Source organism: Rhodoferax sp. SPJ4 (assembly GCF_058216275.1).
Genome location: NZ_JBYZMN010000003.1, coordinates 133,070 through 148,885 on the forward strand (window position 1 = coordinate 133,070; position 15,816 = coordinate 148,885).

Genomic DNA, 15,816 nt, shown 5'->3' on the forward strand with positions numbered 1-15,816 from the left:
GGGATTCAACCCAGCAAACGCGCCGGATCGGCCTCGATCTGCTGCATGGCCTCGCGGGTGGCGCGCACGGTGAGGGCGTCGTTCTCCTCCGGCAGCAGCTGGCCTGCGGCCAGGCAGGCCGCCAGCCGACGCCGTTGCAGCAAACTCATCCGGCCATCGGCCGAGGCGAACAAGAACAACTGACCCCGCTCACTGCGCCAGACAAACTGCACCTGGCGGCTGCGCGGGCCCAGCACCAGCTGGTGCCAGGTGCCCAGGGCCAGCCGCCCCACCGCGGCCAGTGCCAGTTCGTCGACCGGTAAGCCGTCATCGGCCAGCACCTCCAGGGTCGAGGCGTCGATGCCCACCATCAGCTCGATGCTCTCGGCGTCCAGCGGCAAGCCGTCCAGTTCCTCGTCGCCCAGGCAGTCTTCCAGGTTGGCCAGGCGCGCGGCCAGGGCCTGCAACTGGCCAGCGCCCACCGCGTCGGTGCGGTCGTTGAAGGCCTCGGCCAGCGTGGCGCTGATGGCCTCGATGTGGACCTGCTGCCTGTCCTCGGCCAGGTTCAGCAAGGCCATGCCGCGGCGCAGCTTGGCCAGCAGGTCGGGCATGCCGGCAATCACCTGGGCCCGCTCGTGCCGGCTGGGTTTGGCGCTGGCGGCCCAGACCAGGTCGGTGGCGGTGCGCTTCAGGGCCAGCGTGTCGGCATGCTGGGCGCCGTACTTCACCGAGGCCAGGGCCATGACCTCGGCCCAGACCTTGAACAGGAAGTCGCGAATGGCATCGCGCACCGGCATGTCGCGCAGCAGGTTGCGCAGCTCGATGGTGTACTGCACCGTCATGGTTTCGCGCTGCTCGACCTGGCGCGCCACGCTCACCACCCGCTGCGCCGGCGCCTGGGCCACCAGGTGTTTGGTGAGGAATTTCTCGAACTCGCCCAGCACAAGCTGAAAGCCGCGCCGGCCGGTTTCGGGGTATTGCTCGATGACCTGCACGATGCGGCTGATCTCGGTTTCCAGCGCATGGCCGCTGATGGCGCTGGCGTCAAAGCCCATCACGCAGGCACCCATGCGGTCGATCAGCAAACGCGCCGGGTGGGTGGCGGTTTTCAGGAAATCGGCCTCCGACACCGCCACCCGCAGCACCGGGATCTGCAGCCGCGCAAACCACACGCGGATGGCGGCCGGGATGCGCTCCTCGGTCAGGATGCTCTGGAACATCAGCGCCACCACCTCGATGGTGGCCTTCTCGGTGGGCGTGCCGGCCACCGCCTTGAGTTGCTGGCTGCGCACCTGCAGCTGCTGCGCCACCTGGGCCACATGGGCCGGTGAGTAGTCGTCGTCGGGCGGCGCCGAACCCAGCAACGGCAGCACCGCCGGCTCGGCCAGCGCCCGCGCCAGGGCCGGCGACGGCGGCTGGGGCTGGGTGGCGTCAAAGCCGCTGGCGTTGCTGCCCAGCACCTGCATCAGTTCACTGAGCACGCTCTCGGCCCGCTCGCGCGCCATCATCATGCCGCTGGACAGCGTGGCCGGTTCGGTGGGCAGGCCGCCCGAACGGCTCAGCGGGGCGGGCTGCGAGGGCGCAGGGGCCAGCCTGGACGGCCGGGTGACGGTGCCGGTCACCCGCACCAGCGGCCGCAGGTCGATTTCGGGCATCACACCCTGGCCCATCAGAAAGGCGTTGGCCTCGTGGTAAGCCAACACCAGGCCGGGGGCCAGGTGCTGCGGCGGCAGGTCTTGCACCAGCGCCCAGGCCTCGGCGCTCAGGCCATGGGCCAGCCATTGCTCCACCAGCAGCTGGCTCAACACCTCGGGCCGCAGCAGGTCGCGCGCGGGCAGCTCGGCCAACCCCTGCAGGTGGCGCACGCGCAGCCGCAGGTCGTTGAACTCCCAGGACACCAGGTCGAGCAGGCCCAGGCTCAGGCGCGACCACAGGATGCGGGTCTCCACTGCGTCCTTGCCCATCAGTTCCAGCGCGCCGCGGCGGGTGGTGACGGGTTCGCTGGCGGTGGGGTTCAGCGCCGCTTGCCAGGCCTGGGCAACGCCGCGGGTCCAGCCGGCGGCGTGGCTCAGGAAGGCGGTGCGGGTGTCGCGGTGGGTTTGGGCGTCGCGGGCGTTGGCCGGCTGGTCGGTCAGTTGGTCCAGCCGCGCCTGCATGGCGGCGACCAGGCCGTCCAGCGCCGGCAGCGCCGCGGCCACGAAGCGCTCTCTGGCCTGCAAGGCCAGGGTGGGGGCGGGCGTGGGCGAGGGGCTCACACCGTCAGGGCATCAGACCGTGGCGCCGGCGTTGGGGTCGTCGGGGTTGGCCTCGCCCTTTTTCGCCGCCGTGACCTTGATCAGGTCTTCGCGCTTCAGGCCCAGCCACATGGTGATGCCAGCCGCCACGAACACCGACGAGTAGATGCCGAAGCAGATGCCGATGGTCAGTGCCAGCGCGAAATAGAACAGCGTGGGGCCACCGAACAACAGCATGGACAACACCATGATCTGCGTGCTGCCATGGGTGATGATGGTGCGGCTGATGGTGGAGGTGATGGCGTTGTCGATGATCTGCACCGTGTTCATCTTGCGGAAACGTTTGAAGTTCTCGCGGATGCGGTCAAAGATCACCACCGACTCGTTCACCGAATAGCCCAGCACCGCCAGCACCGCCGCCAGCACCGACAGCGAGAACTCCCACTGGAAGAAGGCGAAAAAGCCCAGGATGATGACCACGTCGTGCAAATTGGCCACGATGGCCGCGACCGAGAACTTCCACTCGAAGCGCAGCGCCAGGTACAGCATGATGCCGGCCACCACAAAGGCCAGCGCCTTCAGGCCATCTTCCACCAGTTCCTTGCCGACCTGCGGGCCGACAAACTCGGTGCGGCGCAGGCTGACCGTCTTGTCGGCGCTGGTCAGGGCCGCCAGCACCGCGTCGCTCTGCTGCGCCGAGGTCTGGCCCTTTTGCGCCGGCAGGCGGATCATCACGTCGCGCGAGGTGCCAAAGTTCTGCACCTGCACGTCGGTGTAGCCCAGGCCGGACACCACGTCGCGCACCTTGCCCAGATCGGCCGACTGGGTGTAGGCCACCTCCATCACGGTGCCGCCGGTGAACTCCACCGACAGATGCAGGCCGCGCGAGAACAGGAAGAACACCGCCAGCAGGAAGGTGATGAAGGAAACGGCGTTGAACACCAGGACATGCCGCATGAACGGGATGTCTTTTTTGATGCGGAAAAACTCCATGGCTTGTTGTCTCCGTCCGCTTATTCAGGCTTGGCCACAGCACCATTCGGGCGCCACACCGTGCCGATCGACACGCTTTTGAGTTTCTTCTGCCGACCGTACCAGAAGTTCACCAGGCCGCGTGAGAAAAACACCGCCGAGAACATGCTGGTCAGAATGCCGATGCAGTGCACCACCGCGAAGCCACGCACGGCGCCCGAGCCAAAGGCCAGCAGCGCCACACCGGCGATCAGCGTGGTGATGTTGGAGTCCAGGATGGTGGCCCAGGCCCGCTCGTAGCCGGCGTTGATGGCCGCCTGCGGCGAGGCGCCCAGGCGCAGCTCTTCGCGCACCCGTTCGTTGATCAGCACGTTGGAGTCGATGGCCATGCCCAGGGCCAGCGCCATGGCGGCCATGCCGGGCAAGGTGAGCGTGGCCTGTAGCATGGACAGCACGGCGATCAGCAGCAGCAGGTTGACCGCCAGCGCCACGCCGGAGAACAGGCCGAACAGCATGTAGTAGGCCGCCATGAAGGCGACGATGACACCAAAGCCCCAGGCCACGCTGTGGAAACCCTTGGTGATGTTGTCGGCGCCCAGGCTGGGGCCGATGGTGCGCTCTTCGATGATTTCCATCGGCGCGGCCAGGCTGCCGGCGCGCAGCAGCAGCGCGGTGTCGCTGGCCTCGGCGGTGCTCATGCGACCCGAGATCTGCACCCGGCCACCGCCGATTTCGCTGCGGATCACCGGCGCCGTCACCACCTCGCCCTTGCCCTTTTCGAACAGCAGGATGGCCATGCGCTTGCCAATGTTCTCGCGGGTGATGTCGCGGAAGATGCGGGCTCCCTTGGCGTCCAGCGTCAGATGCACCGCGGCCTCCTGGGTCTGGTTGTCAAAGCCGGCCTGGGCGTCGGTGAGGTTCTCGCCGGTCAGGATGACCTGCTTCTTCACCACCACTGGCTGGCCGCTGCGCTCCAGGAAACGCTCGTCGCCAAAGGGCACGGCGCCGTTGTTCAGCTCGGCGTTGCGGGCCTCGGCGCTGTCGTCCACCATGCGCACTTCCAGCGTGGCGGTGCGGCCCAGGATGTCCTTGGCCTTGGCGGTGTCCTGCACGCCGGGCAGCTGCACGACGATGCGGTCCAGGCCCTGCTGCTGGATCACCGGCTCGGCCACGCCCAGCTCGTTGATGCGGTTGTGCAGCGTGGTGATGTTCTGCTTGATGGCCTGGTCCTGCACCTTTCGGGCGGCCTCGGGCTTGATGCTGGCGGTGAGCTTGAACTCGGCGCCGTCGGGCGCCCCCAGCGTCTGCAGGTCGGGGAACTGGTCGGCCAACAGGCCCTTGGCGGCCTCCAGCGTGGCGGCCTCGCGGAACTTCAGCTCGATGGCCTGGCCGTTGCGGGCGATGCCGCTGTGGCGGATGTTCTTCTCCCGCAGCACGCTGCGCAGGTCGCCGGCCAGCGAATCGGCCTTTTTGGTCAGCGCCGCCTGCATGTCCACCTGCAGCATGAAGTGCACGCCGCCGCGCAAATCCAGACCCAAATACATGGGCGCGGCGTGCAGCGCGGTCAGCCAGGCCGGTGAGCGCGACAACAGGTTCAGCGCCACCACATAGCTGGGGTCGGCCGGGTTGGCATTGAGCGCTTTTTCGATCGCGTCCTTGGCCTTGAGCTGCTGGTCGGTGGAGGCGAAACGCGCCTTGACCGAGTTGCCGTCAAAGCTCAGGCCGTCGGTGGCGACATTGGCCGCTTTCAGGGCCTCGGCCACCCGGTCGGTGGTGGCACTGTCCACCTTCAGCGTGACCTTGGCGCTCGACACCTGCACCGCGGGCGCCTCGCCGAACAGGTTGGGCAGGGTGTAGACCAGACCCACCAACAGCGCGAACAGGATGATCGCGTACTTCCAGACCGGGTAACGGTTCATGGCGACTCGCCGGGCGGGTTAGATGGAGCCCTTGGGCAGCACCTGCACCACCGCGCTGCGCTGCACCTGCACCTCGACGCCAGACGCGATTTCCAGCGTGACGGCGTGGTCGCTGAGTTTGGTGATCTTGCCGAGCAGGCCACCGGCGGTGGCCACCTCGTCGCCCTTGGCAAGCGCGGCGATCATGGCCGCGGCTTCCTTCTGCTTCTTCATCTGGGGGCGGATCATGATGAAGTACAGCGCGCCAATCATCAGCAGCGGCAGGGCCAGTTGGGCGATGTCGAAGCCACCGGCGGCAGCGGCGGCCGGGGCGGCCTGGGCAAAAGCGGAAGAAATGAACAAGGGAACTCTCCAGAAAGACGGTCGGAACGCCGGCCAGACCACACTGGACGGCGCGGAGGCAGGCAATCCCGGATTGTATGCCGCCCCCTTTCGGCGGCCCGGCCACTCAACACCACACCGAACAGGGGTTCAGCGCGGTGACGCACATGGCCCTGGCGGGCCACCGCCGCTCCCGCTTCAGGAGCATCAAGCCCAGAGCGGGCGGTGGTCAGCGGGAGATGGGATGGTCAAGCCGGAGACAGGGGCGCCGCCGGTGTTGGCGGTGCGCCGTGGAAGGCGGCCAGCCGCTCGGGCCAGACCGCCCTCACCGCCGCCAGGTGGCGGGCCTTGACATGGCCAAAGCCCTTGATGCCCTCGGGCAGGCTGGCCACCGCCACCGCGGCGGCGTGGTTGGCGGCGCCCAGCCGCGGCAGCAGGCCGGCCACCGCCTCGCGGTACTCGGCGACCAGCGCCCGCTCGGTGCGCCGCTCCTCGGTGTGGCCAAAGGGGTCGAACACCGTGCCACGCAGCACCTTCAGTGGCGCCAGCAGCCGGAAGGCGGTCGACACCCAGGGGCCATAGGGCTTTTTCTGCAACTCGCCTTGCGCGTTCTTGTTGGCCAGCAGCGGCGGGGCCAGGTGATGGCGCAGCTTGAAATCACCCTCGAACTGGGCCGCGATGCGGGCATGGAACGCGCTGTCGGTGTGCAGCCGGGCCACTTCGTACTCGTCCTTGTAGGCCATCAGCTTGAACAAATTGCGCGCCACCGCCTCGGCCACCGTGGTCTTGCCCAGCGGCGCCTCGGCCTGGCGCACCTGCTCGACGAAGGCGCGGTAGCGCGCGGCGTAGGCGGCGTTCTGGTAGGCGGTGAGGAAATCCACCCGGCGATCGACCAGGTCGGCCAGGCCCTCGCGCTTGTGCAGCGTGACGGTCTGGGCAGGTTGCAGCAGCCGGGCCACGCTGGCCTCGTCCACCGCGGCGCGGCGGCCCCAAGCAAAGGCCGCCTTGTTGGCGTCCACCGCCACCGCGTTGAGTTCGATGGCGCGCTGCAGCGAAGCCAGCGCCAGTGGCACCCAGCCCTTTTGCCAGGCATAGCCCAGCAGCATGGGGTTGGTGTACAGGCTGTCGCCCATCAAGGCCACGGCGGCCGCGTCGGCGTCGAAACGGGCCACCGCCTCCGGGCCCACGGCCTGGGCAATGGCCTGGGCGCAGTCCTCGGCCGGGTTGGCCCAGTTGGCGTTTTTCACAAAGGCGGCGGTGGGCGTGCCATGGCTGTTCAGCGCCACATGGGTGCGGCCGGCCCGCATGCGCAGCGCGGTTTCCTTGCCGGCGGCGACGATGGGGTCGCAGCCAATCACCAGGTCGGCCCCGGCCATGCTCACGCGGGTGGTGCGGATGTCGTCCGGGTGGGCGGCGATCAGCACATGGCTCCAGGTGGCGCCGCCCTTTTGCGCCAGGCCACCGGCGTCCTGGGTGACGATACCCTTGCCTTCCAGGTGGGCGGCCACGCCCAGCAATTGCCCGATGGTGATGACGCCAGTGCCGCCGACACCGGCCACCACAATGCCCCAAGCCCCTTCTTTGCGGGCGTCCAGGCTGGGAATCGCCGGCTCGGGCAGTGGGCGGCCAAACAGCGCATCGTCATGAGGCGACAGCGCCGTGGCGGTCTTGGCCCGCTTTTTCAGCTGGCCGCCTTCCACGGTGACAAAGCTGGGGCAGAAGCCCTTCACACAGCTCATGTCCTTGTTGCAGGTGCTCTGGTTGATGGTGCGCTTGCGGCCCAACGGGGTTTCCAGCGGCTCGACGCTGAGGCAGTTGCTCTGGGTGCTGCAGTCGCCGCAGCCCTCGCACACCAGCTCGTTGATGACCACCCGCACCGCCGGATCGACCAGCGTGCCGCGTTTGCGGCGGCGCCGCTTCTCGGTGGCACAGGTCTGGTCGTAGATGATGACGGTGGTGCCGGCGATCTCGCGGAATTCGCGCTGCACCGCGTCCAGCGTGTCGCGGTGCTGGATGGCGATGCCCTCGGGCAGGCCGACCACGCCCTCGTACTTCTCCGGCTCGTCGGTGACGATGGTGATCTTGGCCGCGCTCTCGGCCCGCATGCTCTGGGCGATCTGCACGACCGAATGCCCTTCCGGTCGTTCACCCACCGGCTGGCCGCCGGTCATGGCCACGGCGTCGTTGTAGAGCAGCTTGTAGGTGATGTTGACGCCGGCCACGATGCTCTGGCGGATGGCCAGGATGCCGCTGTGGAAATAGGTGCCGTCGCCCAGGTTGGCGAACATGTGGCGCTCGTGGCTGAAGGGCTGCTGGCCCACCCAGGGCACGCCCTCGCCACCCATCTGGGTGAAGCCGGTGGTGCTGCGGTCCATCCACAGCGCCATGAAATGGCAGCCGATGCCGGCCATGGCGCGCGAGCCCTCGGGCACTTTGGTGCTGGTGTTGTGCGGGCAGCCCGAGCAGAACCAGGGCGGACGGTCGGCGCCCTTGCCGCCCAGTTCCAGCACCTGCATGGCGCGCTCCTTGGCGTCCAGAATCGCCAGCTGGGCGTCGATGCGGGCGGCCATGTCGCCGTCCACACCCAGCTTTTTCAGCCGCTGGGCAATCGCCCGGGCGATGATGGCCGGCGACAGGTCGGCGTTGGCGCGCAGCAGGGTGTTGGCGCTGGGGTTGGGCATGCTCCATTCGCCGCCGGAAAAATCGCCCTCGACCTCGTTGAACTTGCCCACCACGTTGGGCCGCACGTCGGCGCGCCAGTTGTACAGCTCTTCCTTCAGCTGGTACTCGATGACCTGGCGCTTTTCCTCCACCACCAGAATTTCCCGCAGACCGGTGGCGAACTCGCGTGTGCCCTGGGCCTCCAGCGGCCAGACCACCCCCACCTTGTGCAGTCGGATACCGAGCTGGCGGCAGGCCGCGTCGTCCAGGCCCAGGTCGAGCAGGGCCTGGCGGGTGTCGTTGTAGGCCTTGCCACTGGCGATCAGGCCAAAGCGGTCGTTGGCGCCTTCGATGGCGTTGTAGTTCAGCCGGTTGGCGCGGATGTAGGCCAGTGCGGCATACCACTTGAAGTCGAACAGCCGCGCCTCCTGGTCCAGCGCGTTGTCGGGCCAGCGGATGTGCACCCCGCCCGGTGGCATGGTGAACTCGGGCAACACAATGTTGACCCGCTCCGGGTCGATCATCGCGGTGGCGCTGGACTCCACAATCTCTTGAATGGTTTTCATGCCGGCCCAGACGCCGGAGAAGCGGCTCATGGCCCAGGCGTGCAGGCCCAAATCAAGGATCTCCTGCACGCTGGCCGGGAAGAACACCGGCAGGCCACAGGCCTTGAAGATGTGGTCGCTCTGGTGGGCTGCGGTGCTGCTCTTGGCCACATGGTCGTCACCGGCCACCGCGATCACGCCACCCCAGGGCGTGGTGCCGGCCATGTTGGCATGTTTGAAGACGTCGGCGCAGCGGTCCACCCCCGGCCCCTTGCCGTACCAGATGCCGAACACACCGTCGAATTTGTGGCTGCCCGGCGGCGCAAAACCCAGTTGCTGCGTGCCCCACAGCGCGGTGGCCGCCAGCTCCTCGTTGACGCCGGGCTGGAACACGATGTGCTGCGCCTTCAGGAAAGGTGCGGCTTTCCACAGCGCCTGGTCGTAACCGCCCAGCGGCGAGCCCCGGTAACCGCTGACGAAGCCGGCCGTGTTTTTGCCCACCAGCGCGTCGCGCTGGCGCTGCAGCATGGGCAGCTTGACAAGGGCCTGCACGCCGCTCATGAAGGCGCGGCCATGGTCCAGGCTGTACTTGTCGTCCAGCGTGACGGTCTCCAGCGCTTGGCGGATGTGCTCGGGCAAAGGGGCGTTCATGGTGGGCGTCTCCTGATGCCGGAAAGTGTAGGCCTCCCTGGCCGATAAGTCTTTGCGTTCTTTTCCTGTAAAACCGAACCAAACGAAAGAATATTGCTGTCAAATAGCCATTGTGGAAACAATCGACAAGTTTGATCTGGCCATCCTGCATGAACTGCAAACCGACGCCCGGCTCACCAACACCGAGCTGGCCAGCCGTGTGGGCCTGAGCGCCGCCCCCTGCTGGCGGCGGGTGCGGGCGCTGGAGGAGGCCGGTTTCATCACCGGCTACCGGGCCGAGATCAACAGGCACAAGATCGGTCTGGACGTGCTGGCCTTTGTGCGGCTGGACGCCGAGCGCAACACCGGCGACGTGACCCGCGAGCTGGAAGAGGCGATCCGCAAGATCCCGGAAATCGTGTCCTGCCACTACATCAGCGGCACGGGCACCTTCGAGCTGCAGGTGGTGAGCCGCGACCTCAACACCTTCAGCCGGTTTGCGCGCGAGGTGCTGATCAACCTGCCCAAGGTCAAAGACATCCACACCAGCTTTTCGCTGGGCGAGGTCAAGGCCAGCAGCGCGCTGCCGCTGGGGCATTTGACGCCTGGGCGCTGAAGGCCGCCCGCCGGCACGTCACCAGACTGTCACGGGGCCGTCGCACCCCTGTCATGCCGCACCCCTAACTTCACTGGGTTCACCACTGTGGAGTTTCCATGTCGCATTCCCCCCTGCCCCCTCACGCCCCGTTCATCGATCCCGATGACCTGGACAACAACGCCAGCGCCAACGCCTCCATCCACGAGGTGATGGCCGCCCGCCTGCACCGCCGCCACCTGCTCAAGGGCGGCGTGGGTGCACTGGCCACCGCCGGCTTCAGTGCCGTGGCCTTGTCGGCCTGTGGCGGTGGCGGCTCGGCCACCCCCGCGCCCACCGCTCCGCCGGTGGCCCCCGAGAAGACCCTGGGCTTTGCCGCCGTCTCCAAGGCCCTGACCGACCAGGTGACCGTGCCCGCCGGCTACACCGCCACCGTGCTGTACGCCACCGGCGACAGCATCGACCCGGCCGTGACCGACTACAAGAACGACGGCACAGACGACAACTTCGCCCGCCGCAGCGGCGACCACCACGACGGCATCCAGTACTACGGCCTGAGCGCAGACGGCACCCGCTACGACCCGACCAGCAGCGACCGCGCGCTGGTGGTGATGAACCACGAGAACATCGCCGGCACGGTGGTCTTCATGCACCCCGCAGGCCAGACCAACGCCGGCAGCGGCGCCCGCCCCGAAGCCGAAGCCCTCAAAGAAATCGAGGCCCATGGCGTCTCGGTGGTGGAGCTGCAGAAAACCGCTGGCGCCTTCGCGCTCAACAAGGGCTCGCGCTACAACCGCCGCATCACCGCCCGCACACCGATGGCGATCACCGGCCCGGTGAACGGCACCGACCTGGTGAAAACCGTTTACTCGCCCACCGGCAGCCTGACCCGCGGCACCGTCAACAACTGCGCCAACGGCTACACACCCTGGGGCACCTACCTGACCTGCGAAGAAAACTGGGCCGGCTATTTCCAGCGCGTGACCGGTGACGACACGGTGCGCACCGCCAAGGAAAACGCCGGCTTTCTGCGCGTGGGCCTGCGCCCGGGCAACGCCGGCAACAACCGCTGGACCAGCGTGGTGCCGGCCGACCCCAGCAGCACCGAGTTCAGCCGCTGGAACACCAGCAAGACCGGTGTCTCCACCGACGGCACGGACGACTTCCGCAACGCCGCCCACACCTTCGGCTGGGTGGTGGAGATCGACCCGCTGGACCCGTTGTCGGTGCCGCGCAAGCGCACAGCACTGGGCCGCTTCGCCCACGAAGGCGCCTGGCCCAGCAACCCGGTGGTGGGCAAGCCGCTGGCCTTCTACATGGGCGACGACTCGCGCGGCGAGTACATCTACAAGTTCGTCTCCACCGCCAACTGGAGCGCCGCCGATTCCACCGGCGGCCTGAACGCCGGCGACAAATACCTGAACACCGGCACGCTGTACGCCGCCAAGTTCAACGCCGACGGCACCGGCAGCTGGCTCAAGCTGGACCTGAGCAACGCCGCGGTGGCCGGTGCCAGCTTCGGCTTTGCCAGCCTGGCCGAGGTGCTGGTTCACACCCGCATCGCCGCCGACGCCGCCGGCGCCACCAAGATGGACCGCCCGGAATGGACCGCGGTGAACCCGCTGACCGGCGAGGTCTACATCACCTGCACCGAGAACCCGGACCGCGGCAACACCGGCACCAGCAGCAACAACAACCCCAACCCGGCGGCGGATGCGGCCAACCCGCGCTACTGGCTGGACAACAAGGGCAGCACGCCACAAAAGGGCAACATCAACGGCCACATCATGCGGCTGCGTGAAACCGGCGACGATGCCGCCGCCACCAGCTTCGCCTGGGACATCTTTTTGTTCGGCGCCCAGGCCAAGGCCGACACCGGCCTGGACGACGTCAACTACCAGGCCAACGTCAACCTGTCCGGCCTGACGGATGCCAACGACCTGTCCAAGCCCGACGGCTGCTGGTTCTCGCGCGCCAGCGGCATTCTGTGGATAGAGACCGACGACAACACCTACACCGACGTCACCAACTGCATGCTGCTGGCCGCCCTGCCCGGCACGCTGGGTGATGGCGGCGCAGTGACCGTGGTCAACAAGGCCAACGGCAGCCCCAACGCGGCCGTGACCACCGACGTCAGCGTGGCCACCCGCATGGGCAAGAAGCTGGGCGACACCAAGCTGCGCCGCTTCCTGGTTGCACCCAAGGGCGCCGAGGTCACCGGCGTGGCCGAAACGCCGGACGGCAAGACCCTGTTCATCAACATCCAGCACCCGGGTGAAAACACCGCCGTGGCCAACATCGGCGACCCGACCAAGTACGAGAGCCACTGGCCCGGCAACGGCGGCGGCGTGGCGGCCTACGGTGCGGGCGGTGCCAGCGCCCGTCCGCGCTCAGCCACGGTGATGATCACCAAAAACGACGGCGGCATCATCGGCCTGTAAAAGCCCAGCCCCCAACAAAAGCGGCGGCGCCCGGAAGGGCCCGCCGCTTTTTTCATGGCCGGGTGGCTCAGGCCGCCAGCTGCCGCGCGTGGTGGGCGATGTGGTCGGCCATCACGCTCTGGATGAAGTAGTAGCCGTGGTCGTAACCGGCATGGCGGCGCAGCGTGAGCGGCTGGCCCACCTGGGCACAGGCCGCCTCGAGCCGCTGCGGGTACAGCTGCTCGGCCAGGAATTTGTCGTCCAGACCCTGGTCGATCAGGATGCCGCCCGGGTAGGGGGCGCGGACCTGCGCTGCCATCAAGCGGCTGGCGTCGTGCGCCGCCCAGGCCGTGCGGTCGGGCCCCAGGTAGCCGGCAAACGCCTTCTGGCCCCAAGGGCAGTCCATGGGCGCACAGATCGGCGCCAGCGCCGACAGCGATTGGAAGCGGCCCGGGTGCCGCAACGCCAGCGTCAGCGCGCCATGGCCACCCATGGAATGGCCCATCAGGCCGATGCGCTCGGGGTCGATGGGCAGCTCTTCACACTCGGGTTCGATCAGCCCCAGCAGCTCGCGGACGACATAGCTGTCCATCCGGTAATGGGTGGACCAGGGGGCCTGGGTGGCGTCGAGGTAAAAGCCAGCGGCCAGGCCAAAGTCCCAGCTGTCGGCCTCGCCCGGCGCCTGGGCGCCGCGCGGGCTGGTGTCGGGCATCAGCAGCGCCAGCCCGGCCTCGGCCGCCCAGCGCTGGGCGCCGGCCTTGATGGCAAAGGTTTCCTCGTTGCAGGTCAGGCCAGCCAGGAAGACCAGCGCCGGCACCCGGCCACCGGCGGCGGCGATCTTGTCGGCCGGCGGCAGAAACACGCCGAAGCGCATCGGCAAACCGATCTCGCGCGACTCGTGCTGGTAGAAGCGCTGCACACCGCCGAAGCAGGCGTGCTGGCTGAGCAAGTTGATGAACACTGCCCTCTCCAGCTCAGAACAGAACCACGCCGCGAATGCTCTCGCCGCGCTTCATCAGATCGAAGCCCTTGTTGATGTCTTCCAGCGGCATGGTGTGGGTGATCAGATCATCGATGTTGATCTTGCCTTCCATGTACCAGTCAACGATCTTGGGCACGTCGGTGCGGCCACGTGCGCCGCCAAAGGCCGAGCCTTCCCATTTGCGACCGGTGACGAGCTGGAACGGCCGCGTGCTGATTTCGGCCCCCGCCTCGGCCACGCCGATGATGATGCTGCGGCCCCAGCCCTTGTGGGTGCATTCCAGCGCCTGGCGCATGATCTGGGTGTTGCCGATGCACTCGAAGCTGTAGTCGGCACCGCCGTCGGTGAGCTGAACGATGGCGTCGACGATGTTGCCGCCCGCGGCCTCGATGTCCTTCGGGTTCAGGAAATGCGTCATGCCGAACTGGCGCGCCATGGCCTCGCGGGCCGGGTTGATGTCGACGCCGATGATCTTGTCGGCGCCCACCATCTTGGCGCCCTGGATCACGTTCAGGCCGATGCCGCCCAGGCCGAACACCACCACGTTGGCGCCCGCCTCCACCTTGGCGGTGAACAGCACCGCGCCAATGCCGGTGGTGACGCCGCAGCCGATGTAACAGACCTTGTCAAACGGTGCGTCGCTGCGGATCTTGGCCAGCGAGATCTCCGGCGCCACCGTGTAGTTGCTGAAGGTGCTGGTGCCCATGTAGTGGAAGATCGGCTTGCCGTCCAGGCTGAAGCGGCTGGTGGCGTCGGGCATCAGGCCCTTGCCCTGGGTGCCGCGGATCAGCTGGCACAGATTGGTTTTGCGGCTCAGGCAGAACTTGCACTGGCGGCATTCCGGCGTGTACAGCGGAATGACATGGTCGCCCTTTTTCAGGCTGGTCACGCCGGGGCCGACGTCGACCACCACGCCCGCGCCCTCGTGGCCCAGGATGGCTGGGAAGATGCCTTCGGGGTCGGCGCCGGAGAGCGTGTAGTAATCGGTGTGGCAGATGCCGGTGGCCTTGATCTCCACCAGCACCTCGCCCAGCTTGGGGCCTTGCAGGTCCACGGTTTCAATCGTCAGGGGCTGGCCCGCTTGCCAGGCAACGGCGGCTTTGGTTTTCATCGGTGGACCTTGTGTTCAGGGCGGAAAGAAGACGGCGTGGCCGCAGTGAGCCCGCACTATAAGACCAGCCGCCGCGCCGCGCTGGCCCCGGGTCGGATGGCCCTTGGCGGCGTCAGCGTGGCCACAGGGCCCACAGCCGCAGCGGCTGCTTGACCCGCGCCGCCAGCTCGCCGGCCTCGTCGCCCCAGCCGGCGAAGTAATCGGCCCGCACCGCGCCGACGATGGCGCCGCCGGTGTCCTGCGCCAACACCAACCGGTTCAGCCGCAGCACCGGCCCGGGCGAGGCCAGCCACACCGGCGTGCCATAGGGAATGCTGTCGCGGTCCACCGCGATCGAGCGGCCCGGCGTCAGCGCCACGCCCTGGGCGCCGCGCGGGCCGAAGGCCGACTCGAAGGCCGGCAAGGCCTCTTCGCGGAAAAACACCACCCGGGGGTTGCTCCACAGCAGCTCCTGCACCCGCTGCGGGTTGCGCGCCGCCCAGTCGCGGATGGCCCGCCACGAACCCTCGCGCACCTCGCCGCGGTCCATCAGCCAGCGGGCCACGCTTTTGTAAGGCTGCTCGTTGGTGGCCGCATAGGCCAGCCGCACCAGCTGCGACTGGCCGTCGGCCTCGGTCAGCTGCAGCCGGCCCGAACCCTGGATCTGCAGCAGCAGGGCATCCACCGGGTCGGCCAGCCAGGCGATCTCGCGGCCTCGCAGCGCCGCCTGCGGCGCATCCTGGGTGTCGATTTCCTGCCGGCTGTACCAGGGCTTGCGGGTGGCCAGCCCGGCCGGCGGCCGGTACAGCGGGATGCTGAACTCGGCGCTGCGCTGGCGCCGCGCCACCAGCAGCGGTTCGTAGTAGCTGGTCAGCAGGCCCTCGGCGTTGCCGTCCATGGCCTCGACCCGGTAGGGCTGCAGGCGGTTCAGCATCCAGCGGCGCTGGGCGCCCTCGTCGGCGATGCTGAGCTGGCGCACCTCGCTGCACAGCGGCGCAAAGGTCGGGCCGGGGCGTTCGCAGCTTTTGATCCAGGCGTTCCAGGCCTCGAAGTAGTTGTCGTCGGCCAGGCCGGGCAAATCCGTCCAGGGCACCGGCACCCAGCGGCTCTTGCCACGCACCATGGGGCTGCCCGAGACCGGCGGCAGCTCACCCAAACCGGGGTCGGCCGGCGCGGGACGCGGCGCGGCCACCGCGGGCGCAGGTGGCAAAGGCCGCACAGGCGCTGGGGGCGGCGCGCTGGCACAGCCGGCCAGCGTTCCTACAATCAGCGCTCGCCACAGCAGGGCGCCGATTGGCCGCCAGAGAAAGTTGCTCATGACCTTGATTTTGCTTGAAGCCCTGGCCGCCGGCGCCCTGCTGGTGCTGATCGTCTGGTGGACCATGTTCTCGGGCCGCAAGAACGGTGAGCCGCCATCGGCCGGCACCCCCTCCAAAGACCCGCAAGACCCGCCGGCCTGAAGCGCCAC

Annotated in this window: 11 protein-coding genes; 3 read left to right on the forward strand and 8 right to left on the reverse strand. The window is 68.0% G+C overall.

Features of this window, described 5'->3' with window-relative positions; translation table 11 throughout:
- Positions 1-5: 5 nt before the first annotated feature.
- The 5 genes from AC4BAR_RS11835 to AC4BAR_RS11855 all read right to left on the reverse strand — a co-directional run bounded on the left by AC4BAR_RS11835 (position 6) and on the right by AC4BAR_RS11855 (position 9,282).
- The gene (locus tag AC4BAR_RS11835; protein WP_490628069.1) at positions 6-2,234 is read right to left on the reverse strand and encodes a DUF1631 family protein; all 2,229 of its coding nucleotides are present in this window, start codon (positions 2,232-2,234) and stop codon (positions 6-8) included.
- Between the two features lie 12 nt (positions 2,235-2,246).
- Positions 2,247-3,206 carry a protein translocase subunit SecF gene (gene secF, locus AC4BAR_RS11840; RefSeq protein ID WP_490628070.1) on the reverse strand — a complete coding sequence of 320 codons (960 nt, stop codon included), beginning with the start codon at positions 3,204-3,206 and terminating at the stop codon, positions 2,247-2,249.
- Positions 3,207-3,226: 20 nt separating this feature from the next.
- On the reverse strand, positions 3,227-5,104 hold the full coding sequence (gene secD, locus AC4BAR_RS11845; protein WP_490628071.1) for a protein translocase subunit SecD: 1,878 nt from the start codon (positions 5,102-5,104) through the stop codon (positions 3,227-3,229).
- An 18-nt stretch (positions 5,105-5,122) separates the two neighbouring features.
- Entirely contained in the window at positions 5,123-5,446 is a 324-nt protein-coding gene (yajC, locus tag AC4BAR_RS11850; RefSeq protein ID WP_490628072.1) for a preprotein translocase subunit YajC, read from the reverse strand.
- Between the two features lie 227 nt (positions 5,447-5,673).
- Positions 5,674-9,282, reverse strand: coding sequence for an indolepyruvate ferredoxin oxidoreductase family protein (locus tag AC4BAR_RS11855; protein WP_490628073.1), 3,609 nt, complete (start codon positions 9,280-9,282; stop codon positions 5,674-5,676).
- A 112-nt stretch (positions 9,283-9,394) separates the two neighbouring features.
- Between AC4BAR_RS11855 and AC4BAR_RS11860 the strand changes: the two genes are divergently transcribed.
- Both AC4BAR_RS11860 and AC4BAR_RS11865 read left to right on the forward strand, forming a co-directional pair.
- On the forward strand, positions 9,395-9,877 hold the full coding sequence (locus AC4BAR_RS11860; protein WP_490628074.1) for an Lrp/AsnC family transcriptional regulator: 483 nt from the start codon (positions 9,395-9,397) through the stop codon (positions 9,875-9,877).
- 98 nt (positions 9,878-9,975) lie between these two features.
- A complete protein-coding gene (locus AC4BAR_RS11865) occupies positions 9,976-12,297 on the forward strand; it encodes a PhoX family protein (protein ID WP_490628075.1) in 2,322 nt (773 codons plus the stop codon).
- Between the two features lie 67 nt (positions 12,298-12,364).
- On the opposite strand, the gene fghA is transcribed toward AC4BAR_RS11865, so the two are convergent.
- The 3 genes from fghA to mltA all read right to left on the reverse strand — a co-directional run bounded on the left by fghA (position 12,365) and on the right by mltA (position 15,732).
- Entirely contained in the window at positions 12,365-13,237 is an 873-nt protein-coding gene (gene fghA / locus AC4BAR_RS11870) for an S-formylglutathione hydrolase (protein ID WP_490628076.1), read from the reverse strand.
- 13 nt (positions 13,238-13,250) lie between these two features.
- Entirely contained in the window at positions 13,251-14,369 is a 1,119-nt protein-coding gene (locus AC4BAR_RS11875) for an S-(hydroxymethyl)glutathione dehydrogenase/class III alcohol dehydrogenase (protein WP_490628077.1), read from the reverse strand.
- Positions 14,370-14,481: 112 nt separating this feature from the next.
- A complete protein-coding gene (mltA, locus tag AC4BAR_RS11880) occupies positions 14,482-15,732 on the reverse strand; it encodes a murein transglycosylase A (protein ID WP_490628078.1) in 1,251 nt (416 codons plus the stop codon).
- On the opposite strand from mltA, the gene AC4BAR_RS11885 reads away from it, so the two are divergent.
- The gene (locus tag AC4BAR_RS11885; RefSeq protein ID WP_490628079.1) at positions 15,665-15,808 is read left to right on the forward strand and encodes a hypothetical protein; all 144 of its coding nucleotides are present in this window, start codon (positions 15,665-15,667) and stop codon (positions 15,806-15,808) included. The genes mltA and AC4BAR_RS11885 overlap by 68 nt on opposite strands.
- Positions 15,809-15,816 lie beyond the last annotated feature (8 nt).

Bases quoted from the DNA above. Each gene is read 5' to 3' on its own strand.
- secF (WP_490628070.1), bottom strand. From the start codon at position 3,206: ATGGAGTTTTTCCGCATCAAAAAAGACATCCCGTTCATGCGGCATGTC.
- secD (WP_490628071.1), bottom strand. From the start codon at position 5,104: ATGAACCGTTACCCGGTCTGGAAGTACGCGATCATCCTGTTCGCGCTG.
- AC4BAR_RS11855 (WP_490628073.1), bottom strand. From the start codon at position 9,282: ATGAACGCCCCTTTGCCCGAGCACATCCGCCAAGCGCTGGAGACCGTC.
- AC4BAR_RS11865 (WP_490628075.1), top strand. From the start codon at position 9,976: ATGTCGCATTCCCCCCTGCCCCCTCACGCCCCGTTCATCGATCCCGAT.
- AC4BAR_RS11875 (WP_490628077.1), bottom strand. From the start codon at position 14,369: ATGAAAACCAAAGCCGCCGTTGCCTGGCAAGCGGGCCAGCCCCTGACG.
- AC4BAR_RS11885 (WP_490628079.1), top strand. From the start codon at position 15,665: ATGACCTTGATTTTGCTTGAAGCCCTGGCCGCCGGCGCCCTGCTGGTG.
- mltA (WP_490628078.1), bottom strand. From the start codon at position 15,732: ATGGTCCACCAGACGATCAGCACCAGCAGGGCGCCGGCGGCCAGGGCT.